Below are 17,768 nucleotides of genomic sequence, written 5' to 3'. Positions count from 1 at the left end.
TAGTTATAGTCCATCGACGGGCGGTTCCTACACCATTGTCAAAAACTGCCCACTGGTTACCTGTGGCCCCAGTCCCTAAAGTCCATGGAGAGGGATTGGTCGCAACGTCCGGATTGGTCGTATTCTCAAAGCCTTCAATCCCAGGAGTGGGAAACTGGGCAAAGCCCAAAAAGGTGTACAGTAAAGCAAGAACGAAAGTAATTTTCTTCATTTACAATGGAGATTAAGTTAATTAAAGTATAGTATTTGTTTGATTTTAATCTCCAAATTTAAAAAAAAAACTGAAATACAGCCGAATTTCTTAATTTTTAGAATTAAGAAATCATTTAGAAATGTTGATTTGAAGAAAAATGCACGTATTTATATGTATTTTTGCATCAAGAAAATGATACTATGCTCGAAAAGGAAAAGGTAAATTTTGAAAAAACCATAATCGTCGGAATTGTTACGCAGTCCCAAAATGAAGACAAACTCAAAGAGTATTTGGATGAATTGGAATTTCTAACGTATACTGCTGGTGGCGAAGTGATTAGAAGGTTTTGGCAAAAATTAGAACGGCCAAATCCAAAAACTTTTTTAGGAACGGGTAAAATAGACGAAATTCATCAATATGTAAAAGAAAACACTATTTCAACTGTGATTTTTGATGATGAATTATCTCCCTCTCAACAAAAAAATATTTCAAAAATATTAGATTGTAAAGTTTTAGACCGGACCAATTTAATTCTAGATATTTTTGCCCAACGGGCCGAAACTTCCTATGCTCGAACCCAAGTTGAATTGGCACAATGTCAATATTTATTACCGCGTTTATCCGGAATGTGGACACACTTGGAACGTCAAAAAGGGGGAATCGGATTGCGAGGACCTGGAGAAACCGAAATTGAAACCGACCGTCGAATCGTGCGCGATCGCATCGCTTTACTCAAAGAAAAAATTCGAACGATCGACAAACAAATGGCTATTCAACGAAGCAATCGCGGCGCAATGGTGCGTGTTGCCTTGGTGGGTTATACCAATGTGGGAAAATCTACACTGATGAATGCGGTAGGGAAAAGTGAAGTATTTGTAGAAAACAAGCTCTTTGCAACATTAGATACTACTGTGCGAAAAGTTGTGATTAAAAACTTACCTTTCTTGCTATCTGACACCGTAGGTTTTATTAGAAAACTACCTACACAATTGATTGAATCGTTTAAAAGCACATTAGATGAAGTGCGCGAAGCCGATTTATTACTTCATGTAGTCGATATTTCCCATCCCGATTTTGAAGACCATATCGATTCGGTGAATCAAATTTTGCTGGACATTAAAAGCAATGACAAGCCAACCCTAATGATTTTTAATAAAATCGATGCCTACAAACATGAAATCATTGCCGATGATGATCTTACGACCGAACGCACAAGCAAACACTATACCCTAGACGATTGGAAAAATACTTGGATGAGTCATTTGGGCGAAGACAATACCGTTTTTATTTCGGCAACAGAAAAAGCCAATTTTGAAGAGTTTCGAGAAAAAGTCTACGAGGCCGTTCGAAAAATCCATATCACACGCTTTCCCTATAATAATTTCTTATACCCCGATTATAAAGACGCTGTCGAAAAAGAATAACAAAAAACGGCTCCTTTAGGAACTTATTAAAGTTTCAATCTATAAATAATTGTTTTGGGCGTGCCCCACGATAGGTTGCAACGGGGCAAAAGCCACCGTTTTACTATCGGGGTCGGGTCATCCGTTACAAGCTGCCGTCTCCTTTGTCGCCGCCAGGCTTTTCACTTCTACCCCTCACGCATGGTAAAAGAATAAGGGGTCTACAAATTAAAACGTATAATTCACTCCAATTCCAATATTCTGACGGGTTTGAAATCCAGCAAAAGCATTGTCATCATAAATCGTTTGAAATGCAAAATTGGTCGAAAGGTATTTATTCACCTTCATATTGATATTTAACGTATAATCGATATCAATATTTTGTGGGTCTTCATGATAATTAGAATACAGGTTCATGATATTCTCCATGACTACATTCTCCATCAAGTTACATTTATAGTATCCGTTTACCGCGGCACCAAACTCATACCGCATAGTATTGCCTTGTTTTACACCAAACGACGAACCGTTTTCGGTAAAATGACGATGCACCAAAACCACTTTTGAAGTGGCTGGCGCCACATTTATCTTAAAATTATCATTCCGTTTCCACAAAATTCCTGGGCCAAACTGAATATAAACGGGAGAAAATAAATGCGATGTTTTAACCCCCTTTTCAAAGCCCGAATCAAACTGCGAATTAAAATTAAAGAAAAAAGAATAATACCACACTTCTGTAAACTTTTTACCCAGCAAGGAATTCAACTGCATGCGGTCGTCTGTTTTTTGCATGCGTTGTTTTTTAATCTTAGTTAGCCCATAACCCGCGATAAATTTGTTGTCCCAATTCCAAGTATCGCTCTTATAATTGATGTCGTAATTCAATGTAATATTACCCGAAAAACTAGTTTGTCCACCGGCTAACCAATTGTTAAAAATAGCTTGATTTGCCAAAAACGTTGCGACACCTTTTTTGGTCCAACCATTAGGCCTTTCTTGATTGATGTTTTTAATAACCTCGTCTGTTTTCTTTAAAAGTTCCTTTTCACTTAATTGTGCCAAGGATGTTTGTCCAACGCAAATGAATAGAACAAAATAAACCAGCTTTTTCATAACTGATAGGGGTTGATTTTTCGAGTGCAAAAGTAAAAATACTTCCTATTTGTTCAAATGAACCGGTCAAGAATGTTAGTTTGTATTTATTTCCCTTTTTTAAATAATGGGACTGCCGAACAGGCTTCTCCATACATCACACTTTTAGCGTGTTTTTGCAATTCTTGAATAGCGGTGATATAGGCGCTTTCGGGAACAGGTTGGTGTGCACACCCTTTTAAAATAACGGGTTTATCTTGGTAGGGTGTAAAATCTAAAGTTGCCAAAACTTTTTGGTAATATTGGGAATCTATGGTATTGGGATTTCCTAAAACAACCCAATCGGCGGTTTGAGAAAGATAGGTCGTAACTAAGATCGAAGCCCACGCAGGAAGAATAGCATCCGTGCTACAGAATACCGCAACCAACTGACCCGAATATTGGCTCCAGTCGTTATTTTTCAATGCGGCTCTAAAATCCTTTTCTTTTAATAAAAATCCCGATTCCAGCCATTGTGCAATGTCAATACTGTTTTTGATTTGCTTGGGATAGTAATCCTCTAAATCAAAAACAAGTAATTCCGATTGTGCGACCCGATTTACAATTTCGTCCATGACGCGATTATAACATGCCTAATTCTAACTTTGCTTCTTCGCTCATCAAGTCTTTGCTCCAAGGTGGATCAAAAGTGATTTCTACTTCACACGACTTAACATGCTCAATTTTCTTGATTTTTTCTTCAACCTCAGCAGGTAATGTCTCGGCTACGGGACAATTGGGTGAAGTTAAAGTCATCAATACTTTCACTTCGTGATCTTCATTAATCATTACATCATAAATCAAACCCAATTCATAAATGTCTACCGGAATTTCAGGATCATAAATGCCTTTGAGCACTTTGACTACATTTTCTCCTAAATTGATCGTATCGTTAAATTCTTCCATGAATGTGTTTTTTGATTATTTATTTTTGGCTTCAAAGGCCAACGCATACATTTTGATTTGTTTGATCATCGATACCAAACCGTTAGCACGGGTAGGCGATAAATGTTCTTTTAATCCGATTTCATCAATAAAATCAGCATCAGCTTCTAAAATGGCTTTAGGTTCTTGTCCTGAAAAAGTGCGAATCAATAGGGCAATAATTCCTTTTGTTAATATTGCGTCACTGTCAGCCGTAAACCACAATTTCCCATCATTTTCATCGGCATGTACCCATACTTTCGACTGGCAACCTTTGATAATATTATCGTCGGTTTTAAATTGATCATCAATTATTGGAAGGGACTTTCCAAGTTCGATGATATATTCATACCGTTGCATCCAGTCGTCAAACATAGAAAACTCATCGACAATCGCTTCTTGAATATCGTGTATGGTCATGTTTTTATTTTTCTGAGATTAAGGAGAAAATTTGATCGACTATTGCTTTCAATTCATTGGGTGGATTCCCATGGTCAAAATCTTTAGAACGGTATGTTTTTCCGTTGTACTCTACCGTCAAATTGGCAATTGCAGCACCATCATAAAAACGCTCTTGCGAAGGATCCGCATAGGTTTCTATTTTCTCCAAATCCATTTTTTCAAACTTGCGCGCCAATTCACTCCAATCGCCTTCTGAAATCGTAGCGGTGGCAATTGTAGCTTCTTTTCCACGGCCAGACTCTACAGTTATATTTTTGTTTTGGATGATAATTACTTTATTCACCCCGCGCGATTGAGCCGTGTACGTTATTTTCGCCAAGGCCAAATCGGCACTGTTCCCAGAACATCCTTTTCCCATAATTAGGGTGAAAAGCAGCATTGCAATTGTTTTCATACGTTAGCGTTTTTAAGATAACATCATTATGGCTTTTTGAAGTGCCTCTACAAAAATATCAATTTCTTCCTTGGTATTGTAAAAGGCAAAACTTGCGCGAACTGTACCTGGAATTCCGTAGAAATCCATCACTGGTTGGGCACAATGATGACCCGTTCGCACCGCTATTCCCAATTTATCGATAATCGTGCCAATGTCATATGGGTGAATATTTCCTACATTAAATGAAATCACAGAAGTTTTATTTGCTGCCGTTCCAATAATGCGTAGTCCTTCGATTTGTTCGAGTTTTTGTGTAGCATATTCCAATAATTCCTGTTCATAGGCCGCAATTGCTTCAAATCCAATTTCATTTAAATAATCGATCGCAGTTCCTAACACAATTCCCCCTGCAATATTAGGTGTACCTGCTTCAAATTTATGCGGTAAATCGGCATAGGTTGTTTTCTCAAATCGTACTGTAGCTATCATTTCGCCGCCACCTTGATAGGGAGGTAACCGATGCAACCATTCTTCTTTTCCGTATAAAATTCCAATTCCGGTTGGACCGCATACTTTATGTCCAGAAAACACATAAAAATCACAATCCAAGGCCTGTACATCTGGTTTTAAGTGTGGTGTCGCTTGTGCGCCATCTATTAAAACAGCAGCGCCAACTGCATGCGCTTTTTGAATGATATACTCGACTGGGTTTATCGTTCCCAACGCGTTGGAAATATGATTAACCGTAACAATCTTTGTTTTCGCTGACAACAACGATTCATATTCTGAAAGGATCAGTTCCCCTTTCTCATTCATTGGAATCACTTTCAAAACGGCTCCCGTGCGTTCGCACAACATTTGCCACGGCACAATATTACTATGGTGCTCCATTGCAGAAACTAAAATCTCATCGCCCGATTGCAAGAGTGCTGCAAATCCATTTGCCACAGCATTTATTCCGTGTGTAGTTCCTGCTGTAAAAATAATTTCATGTGGGTGTTTGGCATTCAAATGGCGTTGAATTTTCTCGCGCGAAGCTTCATAAGCATCGGTAGCCAACTGACTTAACGTATGCACACCTCTATGAATATTTGCATTGATTTCAGAATAATATTGGGTAATCGCGTCGAGTACTACTTGGGGTTTTTGTGAAGTTGCCCCATTATCGAAATAGACCAACGGTTGCCCATTTACCTTTTGGTTTAAAATGGGGAAATCCGCTCGAATTTTTTGAAGGTCCAACATTGTTATTTAGAATTTTTCAACAACAAAGATAGTAAAACTTTCCCCGTTGCGTGGGTGTTTTAACCAATTAACTTTTCCTTATCACTTGTAGATTTTAGCACTATTTTCAATCTAAATTTTATGTATTTTCGAATTTCAAATTCTATTTCATTTTCATGAAAAAAATCCTGAAAATTACTGTCTTTTGTTTAGCCCTTTTGGGACTTATTTTTTACATTTTTGCCTACCCAAAATTGGATTTAATCTCGGGGTTTTCTGCTAAAAGTGTCGCGTCGGGAACGTTTTTGGACAACCGCTCTTTAACCATTATTGAATCGGGAGATAATGATATTCCCTTAGTAGATTTAGCCCGTAATTCTGTTAACCTTAACGAGCAATTCGCAATTTCAAGCGTCTATGGTATTAAAGAACGCAAAGCGATTTATCGACCCGGACTTGGGGCCACCTTAATCGATGAATCATTTGATGTTTCAAAGCCGTATTTAATCCCTCGACGTACACTTAAACCCAACACTTCTATCCCGTATCCTTTTGGTGCCGGCGCTCCTAAAGACAGCACATTTGGGAATATTAATTATGGGCTTTTGAAGAAAACCGTAGCCCAAGCTTTTGATTCAAAAGGTGAAAAGCGCAAACGCACACGTGCCGTAGTTGTTCTGTACAAAGACCACCTCATCTACGAGCAATATGCCGACGGATTTACCAAAGATTCCCGTTTACTGGGCTGGTCGATGACTAAAAGTTTAACAGGAACGTATTTCGGAATTCTCCAATACCAAGCAAAAATTGACATTCGAAAACCGGCTCCCATCGCCGCTTGGCAAAACGACGACCGTAAAAAAATCACACTACACAATCTCTTGCAAATGAACTCCGGTTTGGAATGGGAAGAACAGTACGACAAAATTTGCGATGCTACACAAATGTTGTTTCAAGCAAGGGATATGGCAGCCGTTCAACGCGACAAACCCTTAGTCGGGAAACCCAATTCCTCATGGAATTATTCTTCTGGAACAACCAATTTACTAAGCGGTATTTTACGCCAACAGTTCGCTTCACACCAAGATTATCTCGACTTTTGGTACAACAGTTTGTTGGATAAAATTGGCATGCATTCTGCGCTTGTAGAAACCGATATGGCGGGCAACTTTGTGGGCTCCTCCTACGGCTGGGCTACCCCTCGCGATTGGGCCAAATTTGGTTTATTGTATTTGCATAAAGGCCTTTGGAATGGTGAACGTTTATTTTCAGAAGAATGGGCAAAATATGTGGCAACACCCACGCCAACTTCAGAAGGAAGGTATGGGGCACAATTTTGGTTGAACGCCGGCGGAAAATTCCCCGATGTCTCCCGCAGTATGTTCTACTGCAGTGGCTTTCAGGGTCAGATGGTCGCCATTTTTCCAGAGCATGATTTAGTAATCGTCCGGATGGGGTTAAAAGAAGATCCAGGTTTTGATTTTAATGGATTGCTAAGTGGAATCGTAAAGAGTATCCAAAAATAAACGCAGGCTTATAAAAAACCTTCGGTATCAAGTTATAGATCCGCTTTACAAATCAAATCCCAAATTTACCCCCAACTTCATAGCAATAATTTTGGTGATGCGTTGCTTTAATTCGGGGATTTGAATGCTTTCAATAACTTCATTGGAAAAGGCATACATCAACAACGCTTTGGCTTCTTTCTTAGGAATACCGCGTTGTTGCATATAAAACATCGCACTTTCATCCAATTGACCAATTGTACATCCGTGTGAGCATTTTACATCGTCTGCAAAAATTTCCAATTGGGGTTTTGCATTAATAACGGCTTTATCACTCAATAAAATGGTGTTGCTTTGTTGAAACGCATCGGTTTTTTGGGCTTCTTTTTCAACATAAATCTTCCCGTTAAACACTCCTGTAGCATTATCGTTAACAATACACTTGTAGTTTTGATGGCTCTCACAATTGGGTTGTGCATGATGTACCAATGTATAATGATCAACATGTTGCTTGTCGCCAATTATTGTAATTCCTTTTAAAGTAGAATCAATACGTTCCCCTTGATGATAAAAATTTAAGTTGTTTCGCGTCACATTACCCCCAAACGAAAACGTATGTACTGAAACGCGACTTTCTTGTTTTTGGGCTATGTAGGTATTATCAATTAAATTGGCGCTGGACAAATCGTTTTGAATTTTGTAATAATCTACAATTGCACGTTTTAGCGCAAAAACTTCGGTTACCGCATTGGTTAATACCGCGTTTTCATTCAGACTTTGATGACGTTCAATGATCTGTACGTGTGCGTTTTCGCCTACCACAATTAAATTTCGGGGCTGGACCATTAATGCACTTTCTTGTCCCGTTGAAAAATAAATAATCTCAATGGGTTTGTCGACCACTTTACTTTTCGGAATATTGATATACGCTCCTTCCGAAGCAAATGCAGTGTTCAAAGAAGTTAAGGTTTCGTCTTTATTGGCAATCTGGTTATAATAATTATCCATAACCATCTTGTATTTGGGTTTCGTAAATGCCGATGACATTAGGCAGACATCTAAACCCTCGTGGGTAGTTTGCGACAAAAACGAACTGTACTTTCCATCGATGAAAATAACTTTATACGTATCGATTTCGTGCAAGAAATACTTCTTCACATCCTTAAATTCTATTGCCGATTCATGTTTTGGAAACACGGTAAAATCATGTTTCAATACGGCATTCAATGAAGTATATTTCCACGCCTCCTCTTTTTTAGAAGGAAACCCTTTGTTTTCAAAATTTTTAATCGCCGCTGTTCGCACATCATATAAACCAGAATTTACATCGATTTGCTCTTCAAAGGCCATGAAAGAAGAAATTAGTTTCTCTTTTAATTCCATATTTTTTATGTTGATTCACAGTTTTTAGTTACAATATTGCTTACTATGACTGCTCACTAATTCAATTCACTTTTAATCCAATCGTATCCTTTTTCTTCGAGTTCTATTGCCAATTCTTTCCCCCCCGATTTTACAATTTTCCCATCCATTAAAACATGTACAAAATCAGGGATAATGTAATCGAGCAAACGTTGGTAATGCGTAATCACTAATACGGCATTATTTTCGTTTTTCAACTTATTCACTCCATTTGCAACAATGCGTAATGCATCAATATCCAATCCAGAATCCGTTTCATCTAAAATTGCAATTTTAGGTTCTAACATTGCCATCTGGAAAATCTCGTTGCGTTTCTTTTCTCCTCCCGAAAACCCTTCATTTAACGAACGGGATAAAAATTTACGGTCCATTTCAAGCAATTCTGACTTTTCCCGGATTTTTTTCAACATTTCGTTGGCAGGCATTTCTTCTTCACCGTTGGCTTTCCGTTTTTCGTTGATTGCAGTTTTAATGAAGTTTGTTACTGAAACACCTGGAATTTCAACCGGATACTGAAACGATAAAAACACCCCTTTGTGTGCACGCTCTTCGGGAGCCATATCTGAAATATCTTCACCGTCTAATAGGATTTCTCCTTGAGAAACTTCATAGTTTTCATTTCCAGCAATAATTGATGAAAGGGTGCTTTTTCCGGCGCCATTCGGACCCATAATTGCGTGTACTTCACCGGCCTTGATTTCTAGGTTAACACCTTTTAAAATGTCTTTATCTTCTACCGAAGCGTGTAAATTTCTAATGATTAACATTTTTTATTTGAAATTTGAGATTTGAGATTTGAAACTGCTCCAAAACAAACCTTATTTATTAAACTTATTTCCTTTGTATTCTGATTTTTTTAAATAATTCATAAATCCTGAAAGTGATTTACTGAGTTCTAGGCTATCTCCGACTAACTCATTTAATTCAACCTCTGATATATATTTTCTATCAAAAGCTCTATACAGTTGTGAACGGGATTCTCCACAAGAACCTTTTGAAATAGTTAAAAAATGAACAAATTCTTTGTTTCCTTCTCTTTCAAAGCCTTCAGCGATATTATCCATTATTGAACCCGAGGAATCGTGGATTTGATTTATTAATTTGAAATCATTTTTAAACTTCTCCGCATTTGAAAGAGTAAATATTTTATCAGCATAAATTCGAGCTTCTTGCCAAATTTTTAAATCTTCAAATTTTGTAAACGTAGCCATAATTTCAAATATCAAATCTCGAATCTCGAATTACCCAACGCTCCCCTCTAACGAAATTTCCAATAATTTTTGAGCTTCCACCGCAAATTCCATGGGTAACTTATTCAAAACTTCCTTGCTAAAACCGTTCACAATTAATGCAATGGCTTTTTCGGTTGGGATTCCGCGTTGATTGCAATAAAATACTTGATCTTCTCCGATTTTAGAAGTTGTAGCCTCGTGTTCAATTTTTGCCGTAGCATTTTTACTTTCGATATACGGGAAAGTATGTGCTCCACAATGATTACCCATCAAAAGCGAATCACATTGGGAAAAATTGCGGGCATTTTCAGCACGTGAACCTATTTGAACCAGACCACGGTAACTGTTTTGCGACTTTCCTGCAGAAATTCCCTTGGAAATAATCGTTGACCGAGTATTTTTACCTAAATGAATCATCTTGGTTCCCGTATCAGCTTGTTGAAAATTATTAGTTACTGCAATTGAGTAGAATTCACCAATTGAATTATCCCCTTTTAATACACAGCTCGGATATTTCCATGTTACAGCAGAACCGGTTTCGACTTGGGTCCAAGAAATTTTAGCATTTGCCTCACACAACCCACGTTTGGTTACAAAATTAAATACGCCACCTTTTCCTTCTTTGTTTCCAGGATACCAATTTTGTACCGTTGAATACTTAATTTCAGCATTGTCCAAGGCAATCAATTCTACAACCGCGGCATGCAGTTGATTCTCATCGCGGCTTGGCGCCGTACATCCTTCTAAATAGGAAACATAGCTGCCCTCGTCTGCAATTACTAAGGTACGCTCAAACTGACCTGTCCCCCCTTGATTAATTCGGAAATATGTCGATAATTCCATTGGGCAACGGACCCCTTTTGGAATATAACAAAAACTACCGTCAGAAAATACTGCCGAGTTTAATGCAGCATAAAAATTGTCTTTTTGGGGAACAACCGAACCAATATACTTTTTCACCAATTCGGGGTGTTCTTGAATAGCTTCAGAAATCGAACAAAAAATAATTCCTTTTTCGGCCAAGGTTTTTTTGAAAGTGGTGGCTACCGATACCGAGTCCATTACGATATCTACCGCTACTCCAGCCAGCTTTTTTTGCTCATCCAGAGAAATACCTAGCTTTTTAAAGGTGTCCAACAATTCTGGATCAACCTCATCTAACGAGGCGTATTTGTCTTTCTTTTTAGGTGCAGAATAATACGAAATGGCCTGGAAATCGGGTTTTTCGTAATGCACATTTGCCCATTCAGGTTCGATCATTGCGCTCCATGCGCGAAACGCTTCCAAACGCCATTCCGTCATCCATTCGGGCTCGCCCTTTTTATTTGAAATGGCTCGAACAATGTCTTCATTTAGACCCGCTGGAAATGTCTCACTTTCAATATCGGTGTAAAAACCGTATTCGTATTCTTTGTTCTCGAGTTCGATCTTTAAATCGTCTTCGGTATATTTTGCCATTGTTATATTTTAAAGATTGCAGGAATACGTTCTCAATTCCTTTTTTTTCTTAGAGCGAAAAACTCTCTCCACATCCACAAGTTCGAGTAGCATTTGGATTGTTAAAAACAAATCCTTTTCCATTTAATCCTCCCGAATATTCTAAAACCGTACCGGCCAAATACAAAAATGACTTTTTCTCTACAGCGATACGTACATTGTTGTCTTCAAAAACTTTATCGTTTTCTCCGATAGATTTGTCAAATTTTAATTCATACGACAAACCGGAACATCCACCGCTTTTTACCCCTACTCGAACGTAGTCTTGTGCGGCATCAAAACCATCGTCTTTCATCATTTCGACGATTTTTTTACTAGCAGATTCGGACACTTTAATCATAGCTTATTTTGATTTTGTCTAAATTAAAGACAAAGATACGCCATAAAAGTATTTTTTCAAGGTTTATCTTCATTTTTTGGATTGATAACTTCATAGTTTTTATCAATTTTTAAAGGGAACAAAGGGTCGTTTTCTTAAATTGCACCTTTATTTTTTTAATCCGTTCTAAAAAAGAGAAAAACCGGCCTGCTTTTTGTTGGTTTTTTACTGTAAAAAACACGAATACTGTATATGAAAATTTACCCTATTGAAGCTGGCAATTTTAAACTCGATGGAGGAGCCATGTTTGGAGTCGTTCCGAAAACCATTTGGAATAAAACAAACCCGGCCGATGCCAATAATCGTATCGATATTGCAGCCCGTTGTATGCTTATTGAAGACGGTAACCGATTGACCTTAATTGATACCGGAATGGGCACAAAACAATCGGAAAAATTCTTCAGCTATTATTCGCTTTGGGGTGAGCATTCTTTGGACCAATCGTTAAAAAAACATGGATTTCATCGCGATGAAGTGACCGATGTATTTATGACTCACTTGCACTTTGACCATTGCGGTGGCTGTGTGAACCGAAAAACGAGTAGTGAAGGCTTTGAAGTAGCTTTTAAAAATGCTAAATTTTGGACCAATAGCAACCATTGGCAATGGGCTACGCAACCCAATGCACGAGAAAAAGCCTCTTTTTTGGATGAAAATATACTCCCAATACAAGAGAGCGGACAACTGCACTTTATTGAACGTCCAGAGGGAGATTTTGGGTTTTCAAACGAAATGGGATTTTCCATTTTCTATGCGGATGGTCATACCGAAAAGCAAATGCTGCCCCATATTCAATTCGGTGAGAAAACGATTGTGTTTTGTGCTGATTTGTTGGCCACTGCTGGACATATTCCGATTCCGTATGTAATGGGATATGATACCCGCCCTCTTTTAACATTAAGTGAAAAAACAAAATTTCTTAATGCTGCTGCCGATAACAACTACTATTTATGGTTGGAACACGATGCGCACAATCCTATTGTCACTGTAGAACAAACCGAAAAAGGAATTCGTTTGAAGGAAGTTTTTCGCCTAGAAGATATCTTAATCTAATGTTAATCGATTCGGCTATTTCTAAAAAACCGAATATTTTTAAACCAAATTTGCCACTAAAGGCATTAAAACAATTTTATATATGTTGCACTTGAATTTTAAAAAGCCAATGGGTGTTTTAGCTTTAGTAACCGCACTTCTGTCGTGTTATGGCCCATCGTATGCGCAATTCAAAAATCTTGCGCCTATCAAAATCGACAAAACTATTCTTAAAGCCAAGCCTATCAAAGAAAACGACTTAATGCGATGGAGTCATTTGGATATCGTAAATGATACGGTTCCTGGAATGAGCGTTGATCGAGCGTATACTGAGTTATTAAAAAAACGGAAGGGAACAAAAATAATCGTAGGTGTAGTCGACTCCGGTTTAGATGTTGATCACCCGGATTTAAAAGGACATATATGGACCAATACAAATGAAATTCCAGGTAACAATATTGACGACGATAAAAATGGATTTGTAGATGATATTCATGGTTGGAACTTTTTAGGGGATGCTACAGACATGAATTTGGAGTTAACTCGAATTGTAAAAAAAGGAGATGACGGCTCTGAAGAATACAAAAAAGCAAAAGCCGAATTGGATAAAAAAATCCTTGAATTAAAACAACAAAAGCCTCAAGTAAATATGATCGCTAAAGCCGATCAAGACATTCGAAGCTATTTGAAAAAAGAAACCTACTCTAAGGAAGATTTGAAAGGCATCTCAACTAAAGATGCTGGACTTAACCGAAGTAAAATGATGATGATGAGTATTGCAACTCAAGCTGGGGATGCGTTTCAAGAAGAAATCAAGTCCTATGTTGAGTATGTAAACGACCATTTAAATTACAACCTTAATGTTGAATTTGACGGGCGTAAAGTAATCGGTGATAATCCAGAAGACATTAATGACAAAAATTACGGAAATGGCAATGTTAAAGGTCCCGATGTAGAAGACGCTTTGCATGGTACACACGTGGCGGGTATCATCGCACAAGTGCGCGGAAACGAAATAGGTGGTGATGGCGTTGTAGCTAAAAATGTTGAAATTATGGCTATTCGTGCCGTACCAAACGGAGACGAATACGACAAAGACATTGCATTGGCCATTCGTTATGCCGTTGATAACGGTGCTAAAGTGATCAATGGTAGTTTTGGTAAAGACTATTCACCTCACAAAGAGTGGGTTTGGGATGCTATTAAATATGCAGAAAGTAAAGACGTATTAATCGTACATGCTGCTGGAAATGATAGTAAGAACATTGATGTAGAGCCCAATTTTCCAACCGATGAGGTAAACGGCAAAGAAATTGCAGATAACTTGATTACTATTGGTGCCTTAAATACCGATACGGGATCAAAAATAGTTGCTGACTTCTCCAACTATGGCCAAAAAAATGTGGATATTTTTGCCCCAGGCGCGAAAATTTATGCCACCATTCCAAACAATAAATACAAATACGAACAAGGTACTTCAATGGCGGCTCCTAATGCCGCAGGTGTAGCAGCTTTGATTCGTTCTTACTACCCTCAATTAACCGCCTCACAAGTAAAACATATTTTAATGGATTCGGGTGTTGCGCTACCCAGCAGTGTAAATGTAGGGGAAGAAAAAACACAAATTCCGTTCAATAACACTTGTGTTTCTGGAAAAATTGTAAATGCCTATAATGCAATTTTAATGGCCGACCAAATGTCGCGAACAGCCAAAAAATAAGATTTTGTAAATTCTAAATGTAGTTTTATCGTCCTTTTTGCCGATAATGCTGAAAATAAATTATCTATGCCACAAGTTTTTTATAATTTGTGGCATAGTTTTTACCCAAAGAAATTAGGGAAACCTTGCAAAAATAGTACTATGAAATATTTTTTGTTTTTCGGAGCTGCACTAAGTTCCTTATTCATTCAAGCACAAAACGGATATTGGCAACAAAAAGCGGATTACAAAATGGACGTCTCCATTGATGTAAAAACGTACCGTTATTCAGGGAAACAGGAATTGACCTACACCAACAATTCCTCTGATACCTTGCATAAAGTATATTATCATTTGTACAATAATGCCTTCCAACCCGGAAGCGAAATGGATTACCGCATTCAACATATTAAAGATCCAGATAGTCGGATGGTTGAAAAAATTAAAGAGGGCGACAAAGAGATTAAACAAAGTCGAATTGCTAAACTCCTGCCCGATGAAATTGGATTCCTGCACGTAACCAATGTGCGACAAGATGGTGCATTATTAACTGTAAAAGAAGTAGAAACCATTTTAGATGTGCCGTTGGCAGTACCCTTGTTGCCTGGCAAATCAACTGTACTAACGTTAAATTTTGAAGGGCAAGTTCCGGCACAAATTCGTCGTTCAGGTCGCAATAATCGCGAAGGCATCGCCCTTTCCATGGCGCAATGGTATCCCAAATTAGCCGAATTTGATTTTGAAGGATGGCATACGGATCCTTATTTGGCTAGAGAATTTCACGGTGTTTGGGGTAGCTTTGATGTAAAAATTACTTTAGACAAAAACTACATCGTAGGCGGAACCGGTTACTTGCAAAACGGTAACGAAATCGGCTACAACTACCAAGACGCTAACGTAAAAGTGTCTATTCCAAAAAAACAAAAAACGCTCACTTGGCACTTTATTGCACCCAATGTACACGACTTTACCTGGGCTGCCGATCCAAACTATGTTCATGATACCTACCCTGGACCCAATGGGGTAACCTTACACTTCTTGTACAAAAACAAACCTGAAATAGGTTTGGTTTGGAAAGCGGTTCAACCCAAAGTAGCAACCCTCATGGATTTATTCAATCACTGGGTTGGTCCTTATCCCTACAAACAATATTCGATAATTCAAGGAGGCGATGGCGGTATGGAATATGCAATGTGTACGCTTATTTTGGGAGAAGGAAAATTGGATGGACTCACCGGACTTATCGCTCATGAAATGGGACACTCTTGGTTCCAACACATTCTGGCTAGTAATGAAAGTAAACATCCATGGATGGATGAAGGGTTTACGTCTTATATTGAAGATAAAGCAATGAATGCATTATCCCCGCAACCTATTGCCAATCCTTACACGGGTGCATTCAAAGCCTATATCAATTTAGCGAATAGCGGCAAAGAACAACCCTTGTCAACCCACGCCGATCGGTATGACGAAAACCGCAGCTATAGCATTGCTTCCTACAGTAAAGGTGAAGTGTTTTTAGCTCAATTTGAGTACCTTGTAGGCCGAAGCAATATGGATAAAATCTTGCGTAAATACTACGACGATTTTAAATTCAAACACCCCAATCCGAATGACATCAAGCGAACAGCAGAACGCGTTTCGGGGGCAACATTGGATTGGTATTTAACCGATTTTACAAAAACCACTAATACTATCGACTATGGTCTTGGGCGTGTAGAAGAAAAAGAGGGTGCAACTATTATAAATTTAGAGCGTATTGGCCGTATGCCGATGCCAATCGACCTTCTAGTAACCTATACCGACGGGAGTAAAGAAAATTTCTACATTCCGTTGCGTTTGATGAATTATGAAAAACCCAACCCCGACCCTGAATTACCGCGTGTTGTGCTACCCGATTGGGCTTGGGGAAATCCCAACTATCAGTTTCGTATTGAAAAACCACTGAATACCATCAAAACTATTGTTATTGATCCGGCAGGGTTAATGGCTGATGTGAAAGGAAATAATAACAAATACGAAAACTAATAAGCGCCTCAAAGCGTTTTTATAGATCTGCTAAATAGCTAGAGCCTTTAGCTAGAGCAACCGAACTTTGGATTGTTTTTAAAGAGGCCCTTTGCTATGGTTTTACTTGCTGTTCCAATTTTTGTAGCCGAGTAGTTAACAACTGAATCTGTTGTTGTAATAAATCGTTTTGTTGCAGTAGTAATTCATTTTTTTCATGAAGTTCTTGAACAGCTTTAACCAAGGGAACCGTAAACTCAGCATAACGCAAACCCCATAATCCATTCGCATCTTGGGGCTGGTCAACCCCGCTAAAGTCATAACCCACTTCTCGAGCCGAATTTTGAACTTCTTGGGCTAAAAAACCGCTAAAACGCATTTTTTCAATATTGAATTTCCCAGACCAATCATCGGAAGAATTTACTTTTTGAATTTGATTGGATTGTTCAATACTGTAATTATAAGTTACCGGTTTTAATTTTAAAATAAAATCCAACCCCTTAACATCCTGCTGCACGTTTTGTTTCACCCGCTGATCAGAGATCGTTGTCCAGCTTACTTGACCACCTATTGATGTCATCGCATTATTACCTATGCGTACACGATTATCTCCTCCAAAATTTAGATTCCCATTTCCAGCTAATGCAATACAATTTGTCCTTACAGAACTATCCGAACTTGCGGTATAACCCACAAGTGTATTAAAACTACCCGTTAGAATTGATGTTCCAGCAACACCCGTTTGAAAACCTATAGCCGTGTTTCCAATTGCAGTGGTAGCATTTTGTAAACAAAACGTGCCAATTGCTACATTATTTGAACCGGTGGTCGTTTCGCGTAATGCATTTGATCCAAATGCGGTATTTCGACTCCCTGTAGTGTTTTTTTGTAAACTATACGATCCAAATGCTGAATGTTCGATTCCGGTCGTGTTTGAGAATAATGAATAATATCCATTAGATGTATTATTATTTCCGATGGTGTTGTTATGTAAACTATAACCTCCAGTGGCTGTATTAAAAATTCCAGTACTGTTAACAAACAATGAATAGCTCCCATTAGCTGTATTGCCATATCCGGTTGTGTTAAAATTCAAAGAATAACTTCCGGTTGCAGCATTATCATATCCGGTTGTATTCAAATTCAATGCAAAACTACCGATGGCCGTATTTTGAAAACCCGTGGTGTTGTTTCGTAAGGCAAAACTACCCGTAGCGGAATTTAAAGAACCCGTAGTATTTGAAAACAAAGAACGATAACCCGTAGCAGTGTTCCAATTTCC

18 protein-coding genes are annotated in these 17,768 nt (G+C 38.3%); 5 read left to right on the top strand and 13 right to left on the bottom strand.

Annotation, left to right across the window (positions count from 1 at the left end; all coding sequences use genetic code 11):
• A partial coding sequence (locus tag Q0039_RS00985; protein ID WP_297507674.1) for a hypothetical protein occupies positions 1–211 on the bottom strand: 211 nt, incomplete at its 3' end.
• Between the two features lie 182 nt (positions 212–393).
• On the opposite strand from Q0039_RS00985, the gene hflX reads away from it, so the two are divergent.
• The gene (gene hflX / locus Q0039_RS00980; protein ID WP_297507671.1) at positions 394–1,617 is read left to right on the top strand and encodes a GTPase HflX; all 1,224 of its coding nucleotides are present in this window, start codon (positions 394–396) and stop codon (positions 1,615–1,617) included.
• A gap of 207 nt (positions 1,618–1,824) precedes the next feature.
• On the opposite strand, the gene Q0039_RS00975 is transcribed toward hflX, so the two are convergent.
• From Q0039_RS00975 to Q0039_RS00950, 6 genes are all read right to left on the bottom strand, one after another.
• Positions 1,825–2,709, bottom strand: a complete 885-nt coding sequence (locus tag Q0039_RS00975; protein ID WP_297507668.1) for a DUF3078 domain-containing protein — start codon at positions 2,707–2,709, stop codon at positions 1,825–1,827.
• Positions 2,710–2,795: 86 nt separating this feature from the next.
• Positions 2,796–3,302 carry a DUF2480 family protein gene (locus Q0039_RS00970; RefSeq protein WP_297507665.1) on the bottom strand — a complete coding sequence of 169 codons (507 nt, stop codon included), beginning with the start codon at positions 3,300–3,302 and terminating at the stop codon, positions 2,796–2,798.
• Positions 3,303–3,309: 7 nt separating this feature from the next.
• Positions 3,310–3,633 (bottom strand): SUF system Fe-S cluster assembly protein, encoded by a 324-nt coding sequence (locus tag Q0039_RS00965; protein ID WP_129460269.1) that lies wholly within the window; start codon positions 3,631–3,633, stop codon positions 3,310–3,312.
• 15 nt (positions 3,634–3,648) lie between these two features.
• A complete protein-coding gene (locus Q0039_RS00960) occupies positions 3,649–4,071 on the bottom strand; it encodes a SufE family protein (protein ID WP_297507659.1) in 423 nt (140 codons plus the stop codon).
• A 4-nt stretch (positions 4,072–4,075) separates the two neighbouring features.
• Positions 4,076–4,507, bottom strand: coding sequence for a hypothetical protein (locus Q0039_RS00955; protein ID WP_297507656.1), 432 nt, complete (start codon positions 4,505–4,507; stop codon positions 4,076–4,078).
• A 12-nt stretch (positions 4,508–4,519) separates the two neighbouring features.
• Positions 4,520–5,734 (bottom strand): cysteine desulfurase, encoded by a 1,215-nt coding sequence (locus Q0039_RS00950; protein WP_297507653.1) that lies wholly within the window; start codon positions 5,732–5,734, stop codon positions 4,520–4,522.
• A gap of 155 nt (positions 5,735–5,889) precedes the next feature.
• On the opposite strand from Q0039_RS00950, the gene Q0039_RS00945 reads away from it, so the two are divergent.
• The gene (locus tag Q0039_RS00945; protein WP_297507650.1) at positions 5,890–7,239 is read left to right on the top strand and encodes a serine hydrolase; all 1,350 of its coding nucleotides are present in this window, start codon (positions 5,890–5,892) and stop codon (positions 7,237–7,239) included.
• Positions 7,240–7,284: 45 nt separating this feature from the next.
• Here Q0039_RS00945 and sufD read toward each other — a convergent pair whose 3' ends face one another.
• Genes sufD through Q0039_RS00920 form a run of 5 tightly spaced genes read right to left on the bottom strand, consistent with a single transcriptional unit; the run spans position 7,285 to position 11,709 of the window.
• A complete protein-coding gene (gene sufD / locus Q0039_RS00940; RefSeq protein ID WP_297507647.1) occupies positions 7,285–8,601 on the bottom strand; it encodes a Fe-S cluster assembly protein SufD in 1,317 nt (438 codons plus the stop codon).
• Positions 8,602–8,657: 56 nt separating this feature from the next.
• Complete coding sequence (sufC, locus tag Q0039_RS00935) at positions 8,658–9,407, bottom strand: Fe-S cluster assembly ATPase SufC (protein ID WP_297507646.1); 750 nt, start codon at positions 9,405–9,407, stop codon at positions 8,658–8,660.
• A gap of 51 nt (positions 9,408–9,458) precedes the next feature.
• Entirely contained in the window at positions 9,459–9,851 is a 393-nt protein-coding gene (locus Q0039_RS00930; RefSeq protein WP_297507643.1) for a four helix bundle protein, read from the bottom strand.
• A 30-nt stretch (positions 9,852–9,881) separates the two neighbouring features.
• A complete protein-coding gene (sufB, locus tag Q0039_RS00925; RefSeq protein WP_297507640.1) occupies positions 9,882–11,330 on the bottom strand; it encodes a Fe-S cluster assembly protein SufB in 1,449 nt (482 codons plus the stop codon).
• 49 nt (positions 11,331–11,379) lie between these two features.
• Positions 11,380–11,709 (bottom strand): iron-sulfur cluster assembly accessory protein, encoded by a 330-nt coding sequence (locus Q0039_RS00920; RefSeq protein WP_297507637.1) that lies wholly within the window; start codon positions 11,707–11,709, stop codon positions 11,380–11,382.
• A gap of 231 nt (positions 11,710–11,940) precedes the next feature.
• Here Q0039_RS00920 and Q0039_RS00915 point away from each other — a divergent pair, with 231 nt between their 5' ends.
• The 3 genes from Q0039_RS00915 (at position 11,941) to Q0039_RS00905 (ending at position 16,507) form a co-directional block, all read left to right on the top strand.
• Positions 11,941–12,801, top strand: coding sequence for an MBL fold metallo-hydrolase (locus Q0039_RS00915; protein ID WP_297507634.1), 861 nt, complete (start codon positions 11,941–11,943; stop codon positions 12,799–12,801).
• A gap of 82 nt (positions 12,802–12,883) precedes the next feature.
• On the top strand, positions 12,884–14,500 hold the full coding sequence (locus Q0039_RS00910; RefSeq protein WP_297507631.1) for a S8 family peptidase: 1,617 nt from the start codon (positions 12,884–12,886) through the stop codon (positions 14,498–14,500).
• 141 nt (positions 14,501–14,641) lie between these two features.
• Positions 14,642–16,507, top strand: coding sequence for a M1 family metallopeptidase (locus tag Q0039_RS00905; protein WP_297507627.1), 1,866 nt, complete (start codon positions 14,642–14,644; stop codon positions 16,505–16,507).
• A 94-nt stretch (positions 16,508–16,601) separates the two neighbouring features.
• On the opposite strand, the gene Q0039_RS00900 is transcribed toward Q0039_RS00905, so the two are convergent.
• Positions 16,602–17,768, bottom strand: a 1,167-nt coding sequence (locus Q0039_RS00900; protein WP_297507624.1) for a tail fiber domain-containing protein, incomplete at its 5' end; no start/stop codon positions are given.

The organism is Flavobacterium sp., assembly GCF_027484945.1.
In the GTDB taxonomy this organism is placed as follows: Bacteria; Bacteroidota; Bacteroidia; order Flavobacteriales; family Flavobacteriaceae; genus Flavobacterium.
This window is presented reverse-complemented; position numbering and strand designations above follow the sequence as displayed.